Below are 13,050 nucleotides of genomic sequence, written 5' to 3'. Positions count from 1 at the left end.
GGTCGCGTCGTGCGGCGGGGTAGCGGGCCTAGCGTGGCCGTATGCGCGTACTGGTCACCGGCGGTGCCGGGTTCATCGGGTCCCATGTGGTCGCCGCCCTCCGGGAGCGCGGGCACGAGGCGGTCGTGTTCGACGTGCGGGAGGACACCGCCGACGACGTGCGGGACCCGACCGCCGTCGACCGTGTCCTGGCCGGTGTGAACGCCGTGTGCCATCAGGCCGCGAAGGTCGGGCTCGGCGACGGGGTCGCCGACGCGGCGGAGTACGTCTCCCACAACGACCTCGGGACCGCTGTACTGCTCGCCGCCATGGCGGAGGCGGGGGTACGGCGTCTCGTGCTGGCCGGGTCGATGGTGGTCTACGGGGAGGGCCGGTACGAGTGCCCCCGGCACGGGGTCGTACGGCCCGGGCCGCGTGCCGTCGCCGACCTCGACGCCGGCCGGTTCGAGCCGCCGTGCCCGGTGTGCGGGGCGGACCTCGTCCCCGGGCTGGTCGGCGAGGACGCCCCGGCCGACCCGAGGAACGTGTACGCGACGACCAAGCTGGCCCAGGAGCACCTGGCCGCCGCCTGGGCCCGCTGCACGGGCGGCTCGGCGGTGTCGCTGCGCTACCACAACGTGTACGGGCCCGGCATGCCCCGCGACACCCCGTACGCCGGTGTCGCCTCCTTCTTCCGCTCGGCGCTCGCCCGGGGCGAGGCCCCGCGGGTGTTCGAGGACGGGCGGCAGCGCAGGGACTTCGTGCACGTCCGGGACGTCGCGGAGGCCAATGCGGCGGCCCTGGAGGCGGACGCCGCCCCGGGCGTGCTCACGGCGTACAACACCGGCAGCGGCGACCCGCACACCGTCGGGGAGATGGCCTGGGCGCTCGCCGCCGCGTACGGCGGGCCCGAGCCCGTCGTCACCGGCGAGTACCGGCTCGGGGACGTACGGCACATCACCGCCGACTCCGCGCGGCTGCGGGACGCGCTGGGCTGGAAGCCGGACGTCGGATTCGAGGACGGCATGGCGGAGTTCGCGCGGGCCGGGATGCGGGACGCGTAGGAGCCGTCGGCCCCGACGGGCCCGGCTCGTGAAAGACCGGTGGTGCTGCCCGTGTTACGAAGCGGCGGCGGGCAGCACCACCTCGAAACGGCAGCCGCCGGGGATGTTCCGTACGGTGGCCCGGCCCTGGTGCGCCTCCACGATCCCCCGGACGATGGCGAGGCCGAGACCCGCTCCCGCCGGGGGCGTCCGGGCGTGCGTGCCGCGCCAGCCGGTGTCGAAGACGCGCGGCAGGTCCTCGTCGGGGATGCCGCCGCAGCCGTCCGTCACGGACAGCACCACGCCCTCGGTGGAGCGTTCCGCGGTGACGGCGACCGTGCCGTCGGCCGGGGTCCGGCGGATGGCGTTGACCAGCAGGTTGCCCAGCACCCGGCTCATCTCCTTGCCGTCCACCTCCACCGGAACCGGCTCGATACGGCCGCCCACCAGCCGCACCCCGTGCTCCCGGGCGAGCGGGTCCGCTCCCGCCAGCGCGTCGCCCACCAGGTCGTACAGGGAGATCCGGCTGGGGGCCAGGGCGAGCGCGCCGGCGTGGATGCGGGAGAGTTCGAAGAGGTCGCCGACCATGTCGTTGAGGCGTTCGACCTCCGTGCGGATCTGCTTCAGATAGCGGCCGGGGTCGGCGGCGACGCCGTCCTCCAGGGCCTCCGACATGGCGCGCAGACCGGCCAGCGGGGTGCGCAGGTCGTGCGAGATCCAGGCGACGAGCTCCCGCCGGGACGCCTCCAGCGCGCGTTCCCGCTCCCGGGACTCGGCGAGCCGGGCGCTGGTGGCGGCCAGTTCACGGCTCAGGTGGTCCAGTTCGGCGGTGGTCGGGCCGTCGGGGGCGGCGAAGTCCCCGCCGTCGCCGAAGGAGCGTGCGGCCACGGCGAGTTCGCGGCTGCGGGCGACGACCCAGCGGCCCAGCAGCAGCGCGGTGGCCAGGGAGACGACGGCCGCCATGGCGACGACGGTCGTGACGACGGACAGGTCGTGCGGCGACAGGAACATCGCCCAGGCGACGGCGAGCGTGCCCGCGAGCATCGCGACGACCCCGACCCCCGCGACCACGGCGAGCGAGGCGGTCAGCGACCGACGCCGGATCAGGCGCAGCGCCCCGGCCCCGGCCAAGCCGGTGGCCGCGGCACCGGCGAAGGCGTACACGGCGATGAGGAGGGTGTCGTTCACGATCCGGCCTCCTCTCCGGTCATTCCTGTGGCGTCGAAGCGGTAGCCCACGCCCCACACGGTCTGGATCAATCGGGGCCGGGCCGGGTCGTCCTCGACCTTGCCGCGCAGGCGGCGGACGTGGACCGTGACGGTCGACAGGTCGCCGAAGTCCCACCCCCACACCTCGCGCATCAGGTCCTCCCGGCCGAAGGCCCGCCCGGGATGCCGCAGGAAGAAGGAGAGCAGGTCGAACTCGCGCAGGGTGAGGGCGAGTTCGGTGCCGTTCTTGGTGGCCCGGCGGGCTGCCGGGTCGACGGTCAGACCGGCCGCTCCCAGCCGGTGCCCGGGGACGGCGGGCCGGCTGCGGCGCAGCACCGACTCCACGCGCAGCACCAGTTCGCGGGGGCTGAACGGCTTGGTGACGTAGTCGTCGGCGCCGACCTCCAGGCCCAGCACGCGGTCGTCCTCGTCGCCTCGGGCGGTGAGCATGATGACCGGGACCGGCCCGTGTCCGCGCATCCGCCGGCACACCTCCAGGCCGTCCATCCCGGGCAGCATCAGGTCGAGGACGACCAGGTCCGGCCAGTGCGCGGCGGCGCGGGTGAGCGCGGTCGGGCCGTCGTCGGCGCGGTCCACGACGTACCCGGCGCGGTCCAGATACCCGGCGACGACCTCGGCGACGGTCGGATCGTCGTCGACGACCAGGACCCTCGGGGACCCGCCGGGGGTCTCCTCGTGCTGATGGGGCTGCTGCATGGCTCCAGCGTCGCACCGGGCCGCCGCCGGTGACCCGTCCGCACGCCTCCCCGGCCGCCGACGTCCGCGTTTCGTAAGGAGCCGGAGTCCGGTATGCCTGTTTCGCGTTCGTAGGGTGAGACCGTGACGACGACTCCTTCGGACGTCGACGTGGTGCTGCCCTGCCTGAACGAGGCCGAGGCCCTGCCCTGGGTGCTCGAACGGATCCCGCCGGGCTGGCGCGCACTCGTCGTCGACAACGGTTCCACCGACGGCTCGGCCCGGGTCGCCCGCGCGCTCGGCGCGACGGTCGTGTCCGAGCCGCGCCGGGGCTTCGGCGCGGCCTGCCACGCCGGGCTGACGGCCGCCACCGCCGACGTGGTGTGCTTCTGCGACTGCGACGCCTCCCTCGACCCGGCGCTCCTCGTCCCCTTCGTGCGCGAGGTGCGGGGCGGCGAGGCCGACCTCGTGCTCGGCCGGCGGCGTCCGCAGGGCCGGGGCGCCTGGCCCGCGCACGCCCGCGCCGGGAACCTCGCGCTCGCGCGGATGCTGCGGCGCCGCACCGGGCTGCGGCTGCACGACCTCGGTCCCCTGCGCGCCGCCCGCCGCGAGCCGCTGCTCGCCCTCGGTCTCACCGACCGGCGCAGCGGCTATCCGCTCCAGATGGTGGTGCGCGCGGCCGACGCCGGCTGGCGGATCACCGAGCACGACGTGCCGTATCTGCCGCGCACCGGGGCCTCGAAGGTGACGGGCACCTGGCGCGGCACCTGGCAGGCAGTACGGGACATGAGCCGGGTGCTGGGCGAGGCGCCCGGCGGGACTCCGGCCGTGGAAAGGAGCGTGCGGTGACCACCCTGCCCGTGACCACCCTGCTCGTCATCGCCAAGGAGCCGCGCCCCGGCCGGGTCAAGACCCGGCTCACCCCGCCGTTCACGCCCCGTCAGGCCGCGTCCCTCGCCGAGGCGTCCCTCGCCGACACCCTGGACGCGGTCGCGGCGGTCCCGGCCGGCCGCAGGGTCCTCGTCCTCGACGGGGAGCCCGGGCCCTGGCTGCCGCCCGGCTTCGACGTCGTACCGCAGTGCGCGGGCGGGCTCGACGAGCGGCTGGCGGACGCGTTCGCGCGCTGTACCGGCCCGGCCCTGCTCATCGGCATGGACACGCCGCAGGTGACGCCGGAGCTGCTCACCGTGGACTTCACCGGCTGCGACGCCTGGTTCGGACCGGCCGAGGACGGCGGCTTCTGGGCCCTCGGCCTGGCCCGCCCCGACCCCGCCCTGCTGCGGGGCGTGCCCATGTCGACCGCCGCTACCGGGGCCGTCCAACGGGACCGGCTCGTCGCGGCGGGCCTGCGGGTGGGCGACCTGCCCCGCCTGCGCGACGTCGACACGGCGGCCGACGCCCACGCCGTCGCCGCGCTCGCCCCGGACGGGCGGTTCGCGGCGCGGCTGGCTCGGTGTGCGGCGAGTGGGGCGTCCGGCCCCGTCGCCGGCTCCCGGCCTGCCATGGCGCCGGCCTCCCGCCCGGCCGGGCCCCGATGAGCGCCCCGCCCGTCACCGCCGTCGCCTGGGCGGCCGCCGACCCCTACGCCGCCGCCCTGCGCGCCGGTCGCGGGCCGCTGTTCCTGCGGCGGGCCGACGGCTGGCTGCTGCCGCTGGAGGTGGAGCGCTGGTGTGCGCGGGCCGACGCGGTGGACCGGGGCGTGCTGGACCGGTGCGAGGGGACCGTATTGGACGTGGGATGCGGGCCCGGGCGGCTGGTGGCGGAACTCGCCGCCCGGGGCCGGCCCGTACTCGGCATCGACGTCAGCGCCGCCGCCGTCGACCACACCGTACGGACGGGAGGCCAGGCGCTGCGGCGCTCGGTGTTCGAACCGCTGCCCGGCGAGGGCCGCTGGGACACCGTCCTGCTCATGGACGGCAACATCGGCATCGGCGGCAACCCCCGTGCCCTGCTGGACCGGGTCGCCGGACTCCTGCGCCCCGGCGGCCTGTTGATCGCCGAGACCGCGCCGGTGGACGTGGACGAACGCGCCCAGGTCCGGGTCGTCGGCCGCACGGACGCACGCGGCACCGGCGACGCCTTCCCCTGGGCGCGGCTCGGCACACCCGCCCTGCTCCGGTACGCCCGGGGCTGGACGCGGGCCGGTCAGTGGACCGCCGACGGCCGCCGCTTCGCCGCCCTGCGCACCCGCAGCAGCCGCACAGCCAGCAGCAGCGCCGAGCCGCCGAAGAGGACGGCGGTGATCAGCAGCCAGCGGGCGGGGAACACGTCCGCCGGCAGGCCGGTTGCGGACCGGTAGCGCCGCTCCACCATGCCGCTGACCAGCGGGAACCACACGAGGAGCAGCAGCCCGGATAGGGCCGCCGGTACGCGCACGTACGGCACCCACTCCCGGTGCGCGCCGAGCCCTCGTACGACCGCCCGGTCCAGGGCCGCGTACAACGGCAGCAGCACGAGGTCGTGCAGCAGCGCCGCGCCCACGAACCACAGCGCCACGCCGAACCAGTCACCGGCGAGCAGCCGCACGCCCGCGTAGGCGGCGAGCGCGAACGAGCAGGCGAGCAGGAGGAGCTGGAAGGGGCTTCCGAGGGGGAGCAGCGGCCTGCGCATCAGTGGCGGGCGGCGCATGAGTCGCGGGCGGCGCATCACAGGTCTCCGAAGGTCATCCGGGCCACCCACTTGGTGTTCAGCACACCGGGTGCCGCGGGCACGATGATCCGCGCCGGGTGGCCGTGGTCGGGGGACAGCTCCTCGCCGTTGACGTACAGGGCGAGCAGGGAACGCGGGTCGGCCACCTGGTTGGCGCGCAGGGCGGCGCTGCGGAAGGCGCCGTGCCGCTGGAGGGACTCGACGAACAGGTCCGGCGGGTCGCCGACGTCGTAGCCGACGAGGGCCGCGAGATCGCGCAGTCGCACCCCGCGCCACCACTGGTCCGACGTCGACCAGCCCTCCACACAGGCGATGGGCAACGCCGAGCTGTGCAAGGGGAGTTCGGCGAGCTGGGCGCGGCTGAGGCGGACGGTGCCCGTGCGCCCGGTGATGACGAGCCGCCAGGCCTCCTCGCCGGACTCGGCCGCGCTGATCCCGGCGTAGGCGGCGGTCTTGTTGATCTGGAAGCCGTTCGGGCCGCTGCCGGGATCGCCGCCGCCGTGCGGTGCGAGGAGGGCGGTGCGCCGCAGCGGACCGTCGAAGTTCTGCCCGACCGTCGTCACGAAGAGCAGCAGCGAGCCGCCCCCGACGAACCACAGGGCGCCCCGGCGGGAGACGGTCGGCTCGGCGGGGCGCGGCGACACGAGGTCGTTCCTCTCCTCCCGCAGGTGCCGCAGGTTGCGCAGCGCCGTGGGCATCTTCAGCAGCGCGTGGGCGACGAAGGCGGCGAAGAACACCCACGCTCCGTAGAAGTGCAGCGGGTAGAAGGAGCCGGGGAAGACGTAGTCGAGCTGGACGTTGAGCACACCGGTCACGAACTCGAACAGCCCACCGCCGACCAGCAGCACCAGCGAGATCCGCTCCAGGGCGTGCGCGAACGAGCGCGCCGGCGGCAGCGCGAACAGCCTAGGCACCACGGACCACAGCTTGGCGAGCAGGACGGGGATCAGGGTGATGCCGAGGGTGACGTGGACGCCCTGGTTGAGCCGGTACAGCCAGTGCGGACGCGTCGGCCAGGCGAAGAGGTAGAAGCCGAGGATGCCCTTGTCCGGGGTCTTGTCGTTCACCGGCGACAGGCCCGGGTTGTAGGCGGCGTACGAGATCAGGCCCGTCACGAACAGCACGGTGATGCCGGCGAGCAGGACGAGGCCCAGCACGGAGGTGAGCCAGGGGCCGCGCAGGGGGCTGCGCCAGAAGCCGGGCGAGGAGGGAAGCCGGGGGACGTCGGGGTCGCGCATGTCCTGACGGTAGGCCGGGATCACCCCGGGAAAGGGTGCGCAACCCATGACGAAAGGCTGACGTCCGGCCCGGACGGCGGCCCGCGCCCGCCCCGTCGGCCTAGCGTTCCGCTGTGACCCGCTCCCTCCGCCCTGACCTGCGCCGTGACCTGTACGCCGCCGGGGCCGCCGTGCTGCTCGTGACGGCCGCCGTCCTGGTCGGCCGCCACATCCAGAGCACCAGTCGCACCCTGTTCGTCGACTGGCCCCCGCTGCTGGCGTCCTGGGGCCCTCACCTGGGCCCCGGCACCCCGGCGGCCGTACTCCTGGCGATCGCCACCGTGGCGTACGGCCCCGCCCTCGCGGCCCGGCTCCCCTGGCGGGCTCTGCTCCCTGTGACCTGGGGCGCGGCCACGACGTGGATCTTCTCCCTGGCCCTGATCGACGGCTGGGACCGGGGCATCGCGCACCGGCTCACCACCCGCTACGAGTACCTCCAGGTCATCGACCGCTTCGACGGCATCCCCGAAGCGCTACGGGACTTCACCCACCACATCCTCCTCGACTCCCCCGACAACTGGCCCGCCCACATCGCCGGCCACCCGCCCGCCGCCACACTCACCTTCGTCCTGCTCGACCGGATCGGCCTGCGAGGCGGCGGCTGGGCGGGCATGTGGTGCATCACCGTCGGGGCGACGGCCTGCGTCGCCGTGCTGTTCACGATCCGCCTCCTGGCCGACGAGACCCTCGCCCGCCGGGCGGCCCCCTTCCTCGCCCTGGCCCCGGCGGCGGTGTGGATGGGCACGTCGGCCGACGCGTACTTCGCGGCAGTGGCGGCGTGGGCGGTGGCGCTGCTGGCGCTTACGGTCACGAGACGGTCCCTGTGGTGGGCGGGGGCGTCCGGCCTCCTCTTCGGCCTGACCTGCTACCTGTCGTACGGCCTCACGCTCGTCGCACTGATCGCGGCGGCGGTCCTGGTGCTGGGCCGGCAGGGAGTCCGGGAACGCCCCGCCCTGTTGGTGCCGCTGCTCGCCGGACTGGCCGTGGTCCCGGCGGCGTTCACGCTCGCCGGGTTCGACTGGTGGGAGGCGTACCGCCTGCTGGTGACGCGCTACCACCAGGGCGCGGGCGGCATCCGCCCCTACGGCTACTGGGTATGGGCCAATCTGGCCTGCACGGTGCTCATCACGGGCCTGGCGACGGCGGCGGGGCTGCGCCGGACGGGTGCGGTGCTGCTCCACCGCCGCGCCGACAGTGCCGCGGCGGCCCGCCTCGCGCTCCTCGTCTCCGCCGCGCTCCTCGCCCTGCTGGTCGCCGACCTGTCCGGCATGAGCAAGGCGGAGACGGAACGCATCTGGCTGCCCTTCGCGGTGTGGCTTCTCCCGTCCTGCGCGTTGCTTCCCCACCCGCGCGCGTGGCTCACCGGGCAGGTGGCGCTTGCGTTGCTGCTCAACCATTTGCTGTTGACGGGGTGGTGACCCTGTCCTGCGCTCTGCCGATGGCCTCGCCGTTGTCGTCCACGGTCGGGCAGCCCGGGTATCCGGGGAAGTGCTGGAGCATGCGCCAGCCTTTTTGCCCATCCGCAGGCTCGATGGTCAGCGCCGGGTGTCCTGCGTGAGGTCGCCCTTCCAAGGTGGCGGCCAGGGGACTGGCTCCGCTATGCGCGTCCCTCGCACGCCGAGACCGACACGAGCCAGTTCCAGGAAGCGCTGCCGTGCTTGTCGGAAGTCCTCGTAGGCCTGGTCCCAGCCCCCCTCTCCTCTTGTCGGGAGTTCACGGGCCAGCCACTCCAGGTGCCACAGGCAGTGGTTCAGCCTGACAGCGGCCGTGTTCGTCCTGACGTCCCCCAGCAGCCACACCGTCTCCGCGAGCGCCGAGCGTTGCACCTCGGCTTCCGCCACCTCGGCGAGGACCTCATCGGTGGGCTCCAGCGGCGCGGCTCCGCTCGCAGCAATGCCCTTGGCGACCGCGATGCGCCGGTAGCGGTGTGCGAGGTCCTTCACGGCGTGGGCGTACTCCGCGTACGCACTCAGGCGACGCTCGTGCCACCGGACGGACTGCTCCCGACGCCATCGGGCTTTCTCCACGATCATGGTTGTCGCCATCGACAGGACAGCGCCCAACGCCACGCCAAGCAGCGTCGCCAGTTGACCAGTCAGACCCATGAGTGCTTCATAGCCCACCGGCTCAAGCGGCAATCGCATGCCATTCGATCGCCGCGGTCCTTCAGTTGACGTAGTTCAGGGCGAAGTGCTGGCGTGCCACAACCACGCCCGAGCTACCCGCCCTCGACTCGGTCGGAGGCACGGGGCGGCGGCGCTGGGACAGGTCAGGCGCGCCGAGCCTGCCGGAACTCCTTGTTCAGTCGTTCGCCTTCCGCGCAGAGGAGACCGAGGTTCGTTCCCTCCTCGTCCATGGCGGAGCACGTGATGCAGGCGATGCAGTGGTCTGCCAGGTGCACGAACGCGTCCGCCCACGGGGCATCGACGAATGACGGGTGGCCGTTGGCCGTCATGCCTCACGCTCCATGGCCAAGCAGTGCTTTCCGGCGGCGATCAACCGCACGACCGTGAGTGGACTGCACAACATCCCCGTCGAGTCCATCGGCACCGACCAGTAGCAGGCGAATGCGTGCTCCCTCTTCACGGCGTCCAGCCGCGGCACTCCCAGGTAGCTGCCGCGCCCAAGGCAGTCGACCTCCAGGGCCCGCCACGTGTCGGCAACCTGGTGCAGCGTCGCCGGCATGCGGGCAGGCACCAGCGCATAGAGCCGCGAGAAGTGCGGATCACAGATGACCGGCCCGCCGCCGAGGGCCTCGGCCAGGAAGGTGTCCAAGCAGTCCGCCTCGCTGCTTCCAGCCAGAGCGACTACCAAGCGGCTGGGGATCCGTACTGCCGAGAAAAGCGTGCCCAGTGGCATCATCGCCACGTGGTGCTGTTCCCATTCCAGCCGGGCCCGGCGCCGGAGCGGGGCCGGCAGGGTCGACAAGAGCCAGTGTTCCGAAGCCAGTCGGCGTTCCTCCGTGGGGTGCACGAGTACTCCTGATGCAGCCCCACCGGGCGCTGAGGCCCGTCGGCTGTGGTCGCTGGTCATGCTCACGCCTCCCCGGTCGCATGTGGTCCGCCTCATACACGGGACCCTAGGGAGGTGTGATCCCGCCGACCCGAGCTGACAGTTCGGGCGAACCACGGGCTCGGCGGCCTACACGAGGCCGATGCGCACCGCCAGTTGTTCGGCCTGCCGCGCGTGCATGGCCCGGCCTCGTCGGATCACCGTGAGCACCAACTGCCGCGCGAGTGGCGTCCGGGCCAGGTCCTCCGGGGCGATCGCCTCCAAGCCGAGGAGGGCGAGCAGCGCCGCGGCGGTGTCCCGGCGCTGGCTGTGGCAGGCCGCCACCTCCAGACCGAACGTGAACTCGCGCTCCAGCGAAGGCAGCCCGCTCGTGTCGATGGCGTCCGCGGTGTGCAGGGCCTCGCTGGTCTCGCCCGCTTCCATCTCGATGCTCAAGGCGTGCAGCGCCATGTTCGTCGGCCCGAACACCGTCCAGCCGATGTTGCTCGCGTCGGGAACAGCGCGCGCCGCGGGCGCCACATGCCGGGCGAGCCGCTCTCTCGCTGCCCACCATTGGCGTCGGCGCGCGGCCCCCACCACGGCGACCAACTGCAGGGCACCCTCCATCGCCACCCTCTCGACCTGCGGCATCCGCGCGGTGGCAACCTGCTCAGCCGCCCGCAGTGCCAGTTCCTCTGCCTCGGCGGGCCGGCCAGCGGCCAGCAATACATGGCCGAGGTTCCACTGAGCGGCGGCGATGCGGAGCGGGTCGTCGGCGTCCTCGGCGGCGCGCATGGCCCGGTCGGCCGCCAGGGTGGCAAGGTCTACACGGCCGGTGCGGCGCAGATACGAGCGCAGCAGGCAGTACATGTCCGCGGCCGCTCGGAGTACGGCGCGGCGCTCCGCTGGGTCCGTGCCGGCCCGAGCGGCGCGTAAGGCGTGTTCGACGTCGGTGACCAGCCCGGGCAGGGCGTCGGCCGCCTTGGAGAAACGGTCACGTGCGGTCTGCCAACTCTGCCACGCGGCGTCCACCCGGTCCCGCAGCTCGGATGTCGGCACGGGCGGGGTTCTAAGATCGGGGCCGCAGCCGAAGAGTGCCCGACCGACAGCGGTCTCCGCTGTGTACGTCGGCTCCTCCTCGTCCGGCGGCTGCTCCGACAGCAACGCGGAGGTGGGTACGCCAAGCTCCTGCGCGAGGGCGTAGAGGATGGGCAGCGACGGCACCTTGAGACCCCGTTCGATCTGAGACAGGTAGTCGGGTGAGATGCCGACCAACCCGGCGACCGCATCTTGGCGACGTCCGCCGCGGTAGTGCCTGATCCTGTCCCCGATCGGGAGGTCTGCTGCAACCACGCGCCCACTCCTCGCTCTGAGCGTAGGGTGCCCGCTGCGTGGGGACCGGGAGTTCGTGAAGAGGGGAGGCGCTGGTGCCTGAACTCGTGCTGTGGGACATCGACCACACGTTGATGGCGACGCGGGGACTCGGCGGTGAGCTGTGGGGCGAGGCGTTCGAGCAGGTGACAGGTGTGGCGCTACGGGAGCAGGCTTCGGTGACCGGGGCGACGGAGCGGGTGATCCTGAAGGAGACAGCCCGACTGCATGACGTCGTCTATGACGAGACTCTGTTCACCCGGTTCGCTGACGCGCTCGGTGACGTGCACGTCCGGCGGGCAGCCGAGATGCGCAAGAGAGGCCACGCGTTGCCTGGTGCCGGGGCAGTGCTCGCGGCACTCGCGGACCAGGGCGTGCGCCAGTCAGTCGTGACCGGCAACGTCCGCCGGGCCGCCGAGGTGAAGCTCGCGGTGTTCGGCCTCAATGCCTACGTACGGCTCGACGAAGGGGCGTACGGCGAAGACGGGGAGGGGCGGCCCGAGCTCCTGCGAGCCGCCCTCGAACGGGCGAATGTGTCCCCCGACGGCGCGGTGTTCCTGGGGGACACCCCGGCGGACGTTGCAGGAGGCCGAGAGGCCGGAGTTCGAGTGGTGGCGGTCGCGACGGGCCGTACCTCGGCGAGCGACCTGCACGCAGCCGGCGCCCATATCGTGCTGGAGGGGCTGTCGCACACGGATCGGGTTCTCGCCGCAATCGGAGCATGAGGAGACGTCCCTGCCCGATGGCAAGAGGGGAAGGGTTCTCACGGGTACTGGGGCGACAGCCCCTGCCGTATTGAGGCCTACCCACGCCAGCACCCGCATCACATGGACGATCCGGCCAGTGGTCTTCATGGCTCGGCGGAGCGATCGCCGAATTGGCCGGGCTCGGCTGAGGCAGGCGGCGTGATCATTCGTTGAACGATGTATGAAGGATCTGGTTGAGCGGTTGGTGCCGGACGAGTTATGGGTGTTGTGTCGGCGGGTGGTGCCGCCGACGGAGGTGAAGCGTCCGCAGGGCGGTGGCCGACGGCGGGCCGGTGACCGCGAGACCCTGGCGACGATCATCTTCGTGGCCACTTCAGGCTGCACGTGGCGGCAGTTGCCGCCGGTGTTCGGCCCGGCCTGGCCCACCGTCTACCGGCGCTTCGCCCAGTGGAGCCGGGAGAGGGTCTGGGCCAGGCTGCACCGGGTCGTCCTCGGCGAACTCGGCGCAAGGGGTGAGCTGGACTGGTCGCGGTGCGCGATCGACTCGGTCAGTGTGCGGGCGACAAAAGGGGGCCACTGACCGGGCCGAATCCGACCAACCGCGGCAAGAGCGGATCGGAAATCCACCTCATCACGGACCGGAACGGACTACCCCTGTCACTGGGCATCTCCGGTGCCAACATGCATGACCGCCTCGGTCTGCAGCCCCTGGTGCGTGGTATCCCGCCCATCCGTTCCCGGCGTGGCCCGCGTCGTCGGCGCCCGGCCAAGCTGCATGTCGACAAGGGCTACGACTACGACCACCTACGGCGGTAGCTTCGCCAACGCCGTGTCGGCCACCGCATCGCCCGCAAAGGCATCGAGTCCTCCACACGGCTGGGCGCCGCCACCGCTGGGTCGTTGAAAGGACCGTGTCCTGGCTGGTCGGCTGCCGACGCCTGCACCGCCGATACGAACACAAGCCCGAGCACTTCCTCGCCTTCGTCGGCTACCGCCGACTCACCAACCAAAACAACATCTAAGCCACCTGAACGCGCTTCCGGGCCAGATGCCTGCCAGATACTGCGGGGAAATGGGGAACAGCGGGCACCCACTCCAGCACGCCCTCAAGTCATGAGGCCGCTCCGCA

Annotated in this window: 13 protein-coding genes and 2 pseudogenes; 7 read left to right on the top strand and 8 right to left on the bottom strand. The window is 72.8% G+C overall.

The genetic code is table 11. The features are described from left to right. Positions 1-41 precede the first annotated feature (41 nt). Complete coding sequence (locus QF034_RS21325) at positions 42-1,043, top strand: NAD-dependent epimerase/dehydratase family protein (RefSeq protein ID WP_307176463.1); 1,002 nt, start codon at positions 42-44, stop codon at positions 1,041-1,043. Positions 1,044-1,097: 54 nt separating this feature from the next. Here QF034_RS21325 and QF034_RS21320 read toward each other — a convergent pair whose 3' ends face one another. Next, positions 1,098-2,210, bottom strand: a complete 1,113-nt coding sequence (locus QF034_RS21320; protein WP_307176462.1) for a sensor histidine kinase — start codon at positions 2,208-2,210, stop codon at positions 1,098-1,100. Further along, positions 2,207-2,947, bottom strand: coding sequence for a response regulator transcription factor (locus QF034_RS21315; RefSeq protein WP_307176461.1), 741 nt, complete (start codon positions 2,945-2,947; stop codon positions 2,207-2,209). The genes QF034_RS21320 and QF034_RS21315 overlap by 4 nt, the downstream gene beginning before the upstream one ends. Positions 2,948-3,070: 123 nt before the next feature. Between QF034_RS21315 and QF034_RS21310 the strand changes: the two genes are divergently transcribed. From QF034_RS21310 to QF034_RS41550, 3 genes and pseudogenes are all read left to right on the top strand, one after another. Next, a complete protein-coding gene (locus tag QF034_RS21310) occupies positions 3,071-3,775 on the top strand; it encodes a glycosyltransferase family 2 protein (RefSeq protein ID WP_307176460.1) in 705 nt (234 codons plus the stop codon). 11 nt (positions 3,776-3,786) lie between these two features. Beyond that, positions 3,787-4,464 carry a TIGR04282 family arsenosugar biosynthesis glycosyltransferase gene (locus QF034_RS21305; RefSeq protein ID WP_307179940.1) on the top strand — a complete coding sequence of 226 codons (678 nt, stop codon included), beginning with the start codon at positions 3,787-3,789 and terminating at the stop codon, positions 4,462-4,464. Continuing rightward, positions 4,461-4,895 (top strand): annotated as a pseudogene (locus QF034_RS41550) (class I SAM-dependent methyltransferase); the annotation flags it as partial. The gene QF034_RS21305 and the pseudogene QF034_RS41550, both read left to right, overlap by 4 nt. A gap of 176 nt (positions 4,896-5,071) precedes the next feature. On the opposite strand, the gene QF034_RS41545 reads toward QF034_RS41550, so the two are convergent. Together QF034_RS41545 and QF034_RS21295 are read right to left on the bottom strand one after the other, a co-directional pair. Then, entirely contained in the window at positions 5,072-5,572 is a 501-nt protein-coding gene (locus QF034_RS41545) for a hypothetical protein (protein ID WP_370880826.1), read from the bottom strand. Next, positions 5,572-6,813 carry a molybdopterin-dependent oxidoreductase gene (locus tag QF034_RS21295; RefSeq protein WP_307176458.1) on the bottom strand — a complete coding sequence of 414 codons (1,242 nt, stop codon included), beginning with the start codon at positions 6,811-6,813 and terminating at the stop codon, positions 5,572-5,574. The genes QF034_RS41545 and QF034_RS21295 overlap by 1 nt, the downstream gene beginning before the upstream one ends. Before the next feature lie 113 nt (positions 6,814-6,926). Here QF034_RS21295 and QF034_RS21290 point away from each other — a divergent pair, with 113 nt between their 5' ends. After that, positions 6,927-8,270, top strand: a complete 1,344-nt coding sequence (locus QF034_RS21290; protein ID WP_307176457.1) for a hypothetical protein — start codon at positions 6,927-6,929, stop codon at positions 8,268-8,270. 117 nt (positions 8,271-8,387) lie between these two features. On the opposite strand, the gene QF034_RS21285 is transcribed toward QF034_RS21290, so the two are convergent. The 4 genes from QF034_RS21285 to QF034_RS21270 all read right to left on the bottom strand — a co-directional run bounded on the left by QF034_RS21285 (position 8,388) and on the right by QF034_RS21270 (position 11,196). Beyond that, the gene (locus tag QF034_RS21285) at positions 8,388-8,921 is read right to left on the bottom strand and encodes a hypothetical protein (RefSeq protein WP_307176456.1); all 534 of its coding nucleotides are present in this window, start codon (positions 8,919-8,921) and stop codon (positions 8,388-8,390) included. Positions 8,922-9,121: 200 nt separating this feature from the next. Further along, entirely contained in the window at positions 9,122-9,307 is a 186-nt protein-coding gene (locus QF034_RS21280; RefSeq protein ID WP_307176455.1) for a hypothetical protein, read from the bottom strand. Continuing rightward, the gene (locus QF034_RS21275) at positions 9,304-9,825 is read right to left on the bottom strand and encodes a hypothetical protein (protein WP_307176454.1); all 522 of its coding nucleotides are present in this window, start codon (positions 9,823-9,825) and stop codon (positions 9,304-9,306) included. The genes QF034_RS21280 and QF034_RS21275 overlap by 4 nt, the downstream gene beginning before the upstream one ends. Positions 9,826-9,993: 168 nt before the next feature. After that, on the bottom strand, positions 9,994-11,196 hold the full coding sequence (locus QF034_RS21270; RefSeq protein ID WP_307176453.1) for a helix-turn-helix domain-containing protein: 1,203 nt from the start codon (positions 11,194-11,196) through the stop codon (positions 9,994-9,996). A gap of 74 nt (positions 11,197-11,270) precedes the next feature. Here QF034_RS21270 and QF034_RS21265 point away from each other — a divergent pair, with 74 nt between their 5' ends. Both QF034_RS21265 and QF034_RS21260 read left to right on the top strand, forming a co-directional pair. Next, positions 11,271-11,939 carry an HAD family hydrolase gene (locus QF034_RS21265; RefSeq protein ID WP_307176452.1) on the top strand — a complete coding sequence of 223 codons (669 nt, stop codon included), beginning with the start codon at positions 11,271-11,273 and terminating at the stop codon, positions 11,937-11,939. A gap of 202 nt (positions 11,940-12,141) precedes the next feature. Continuing rightward, positions 12,142-12,943 (top strand): annotated as a pseudogene (locus QF034_RS21260) (IS5 family transposase). Positions 12,944-13,050 lie beyond the last annotated feature (107 nt).

It is taken from the genome of Streptomyces africanus (assembly GCF_030816955.1).
Taxonomy (GTDB): domain Bacteria; phylum Actinomycetota; class Actinomycetes; order Streptomycetales; family Streptomycetaceae; genus Streptomyces; species Streptomyces africanus.
This window is presented reverse-complemented; position numbering and strand designations above follow the sequence as displayed.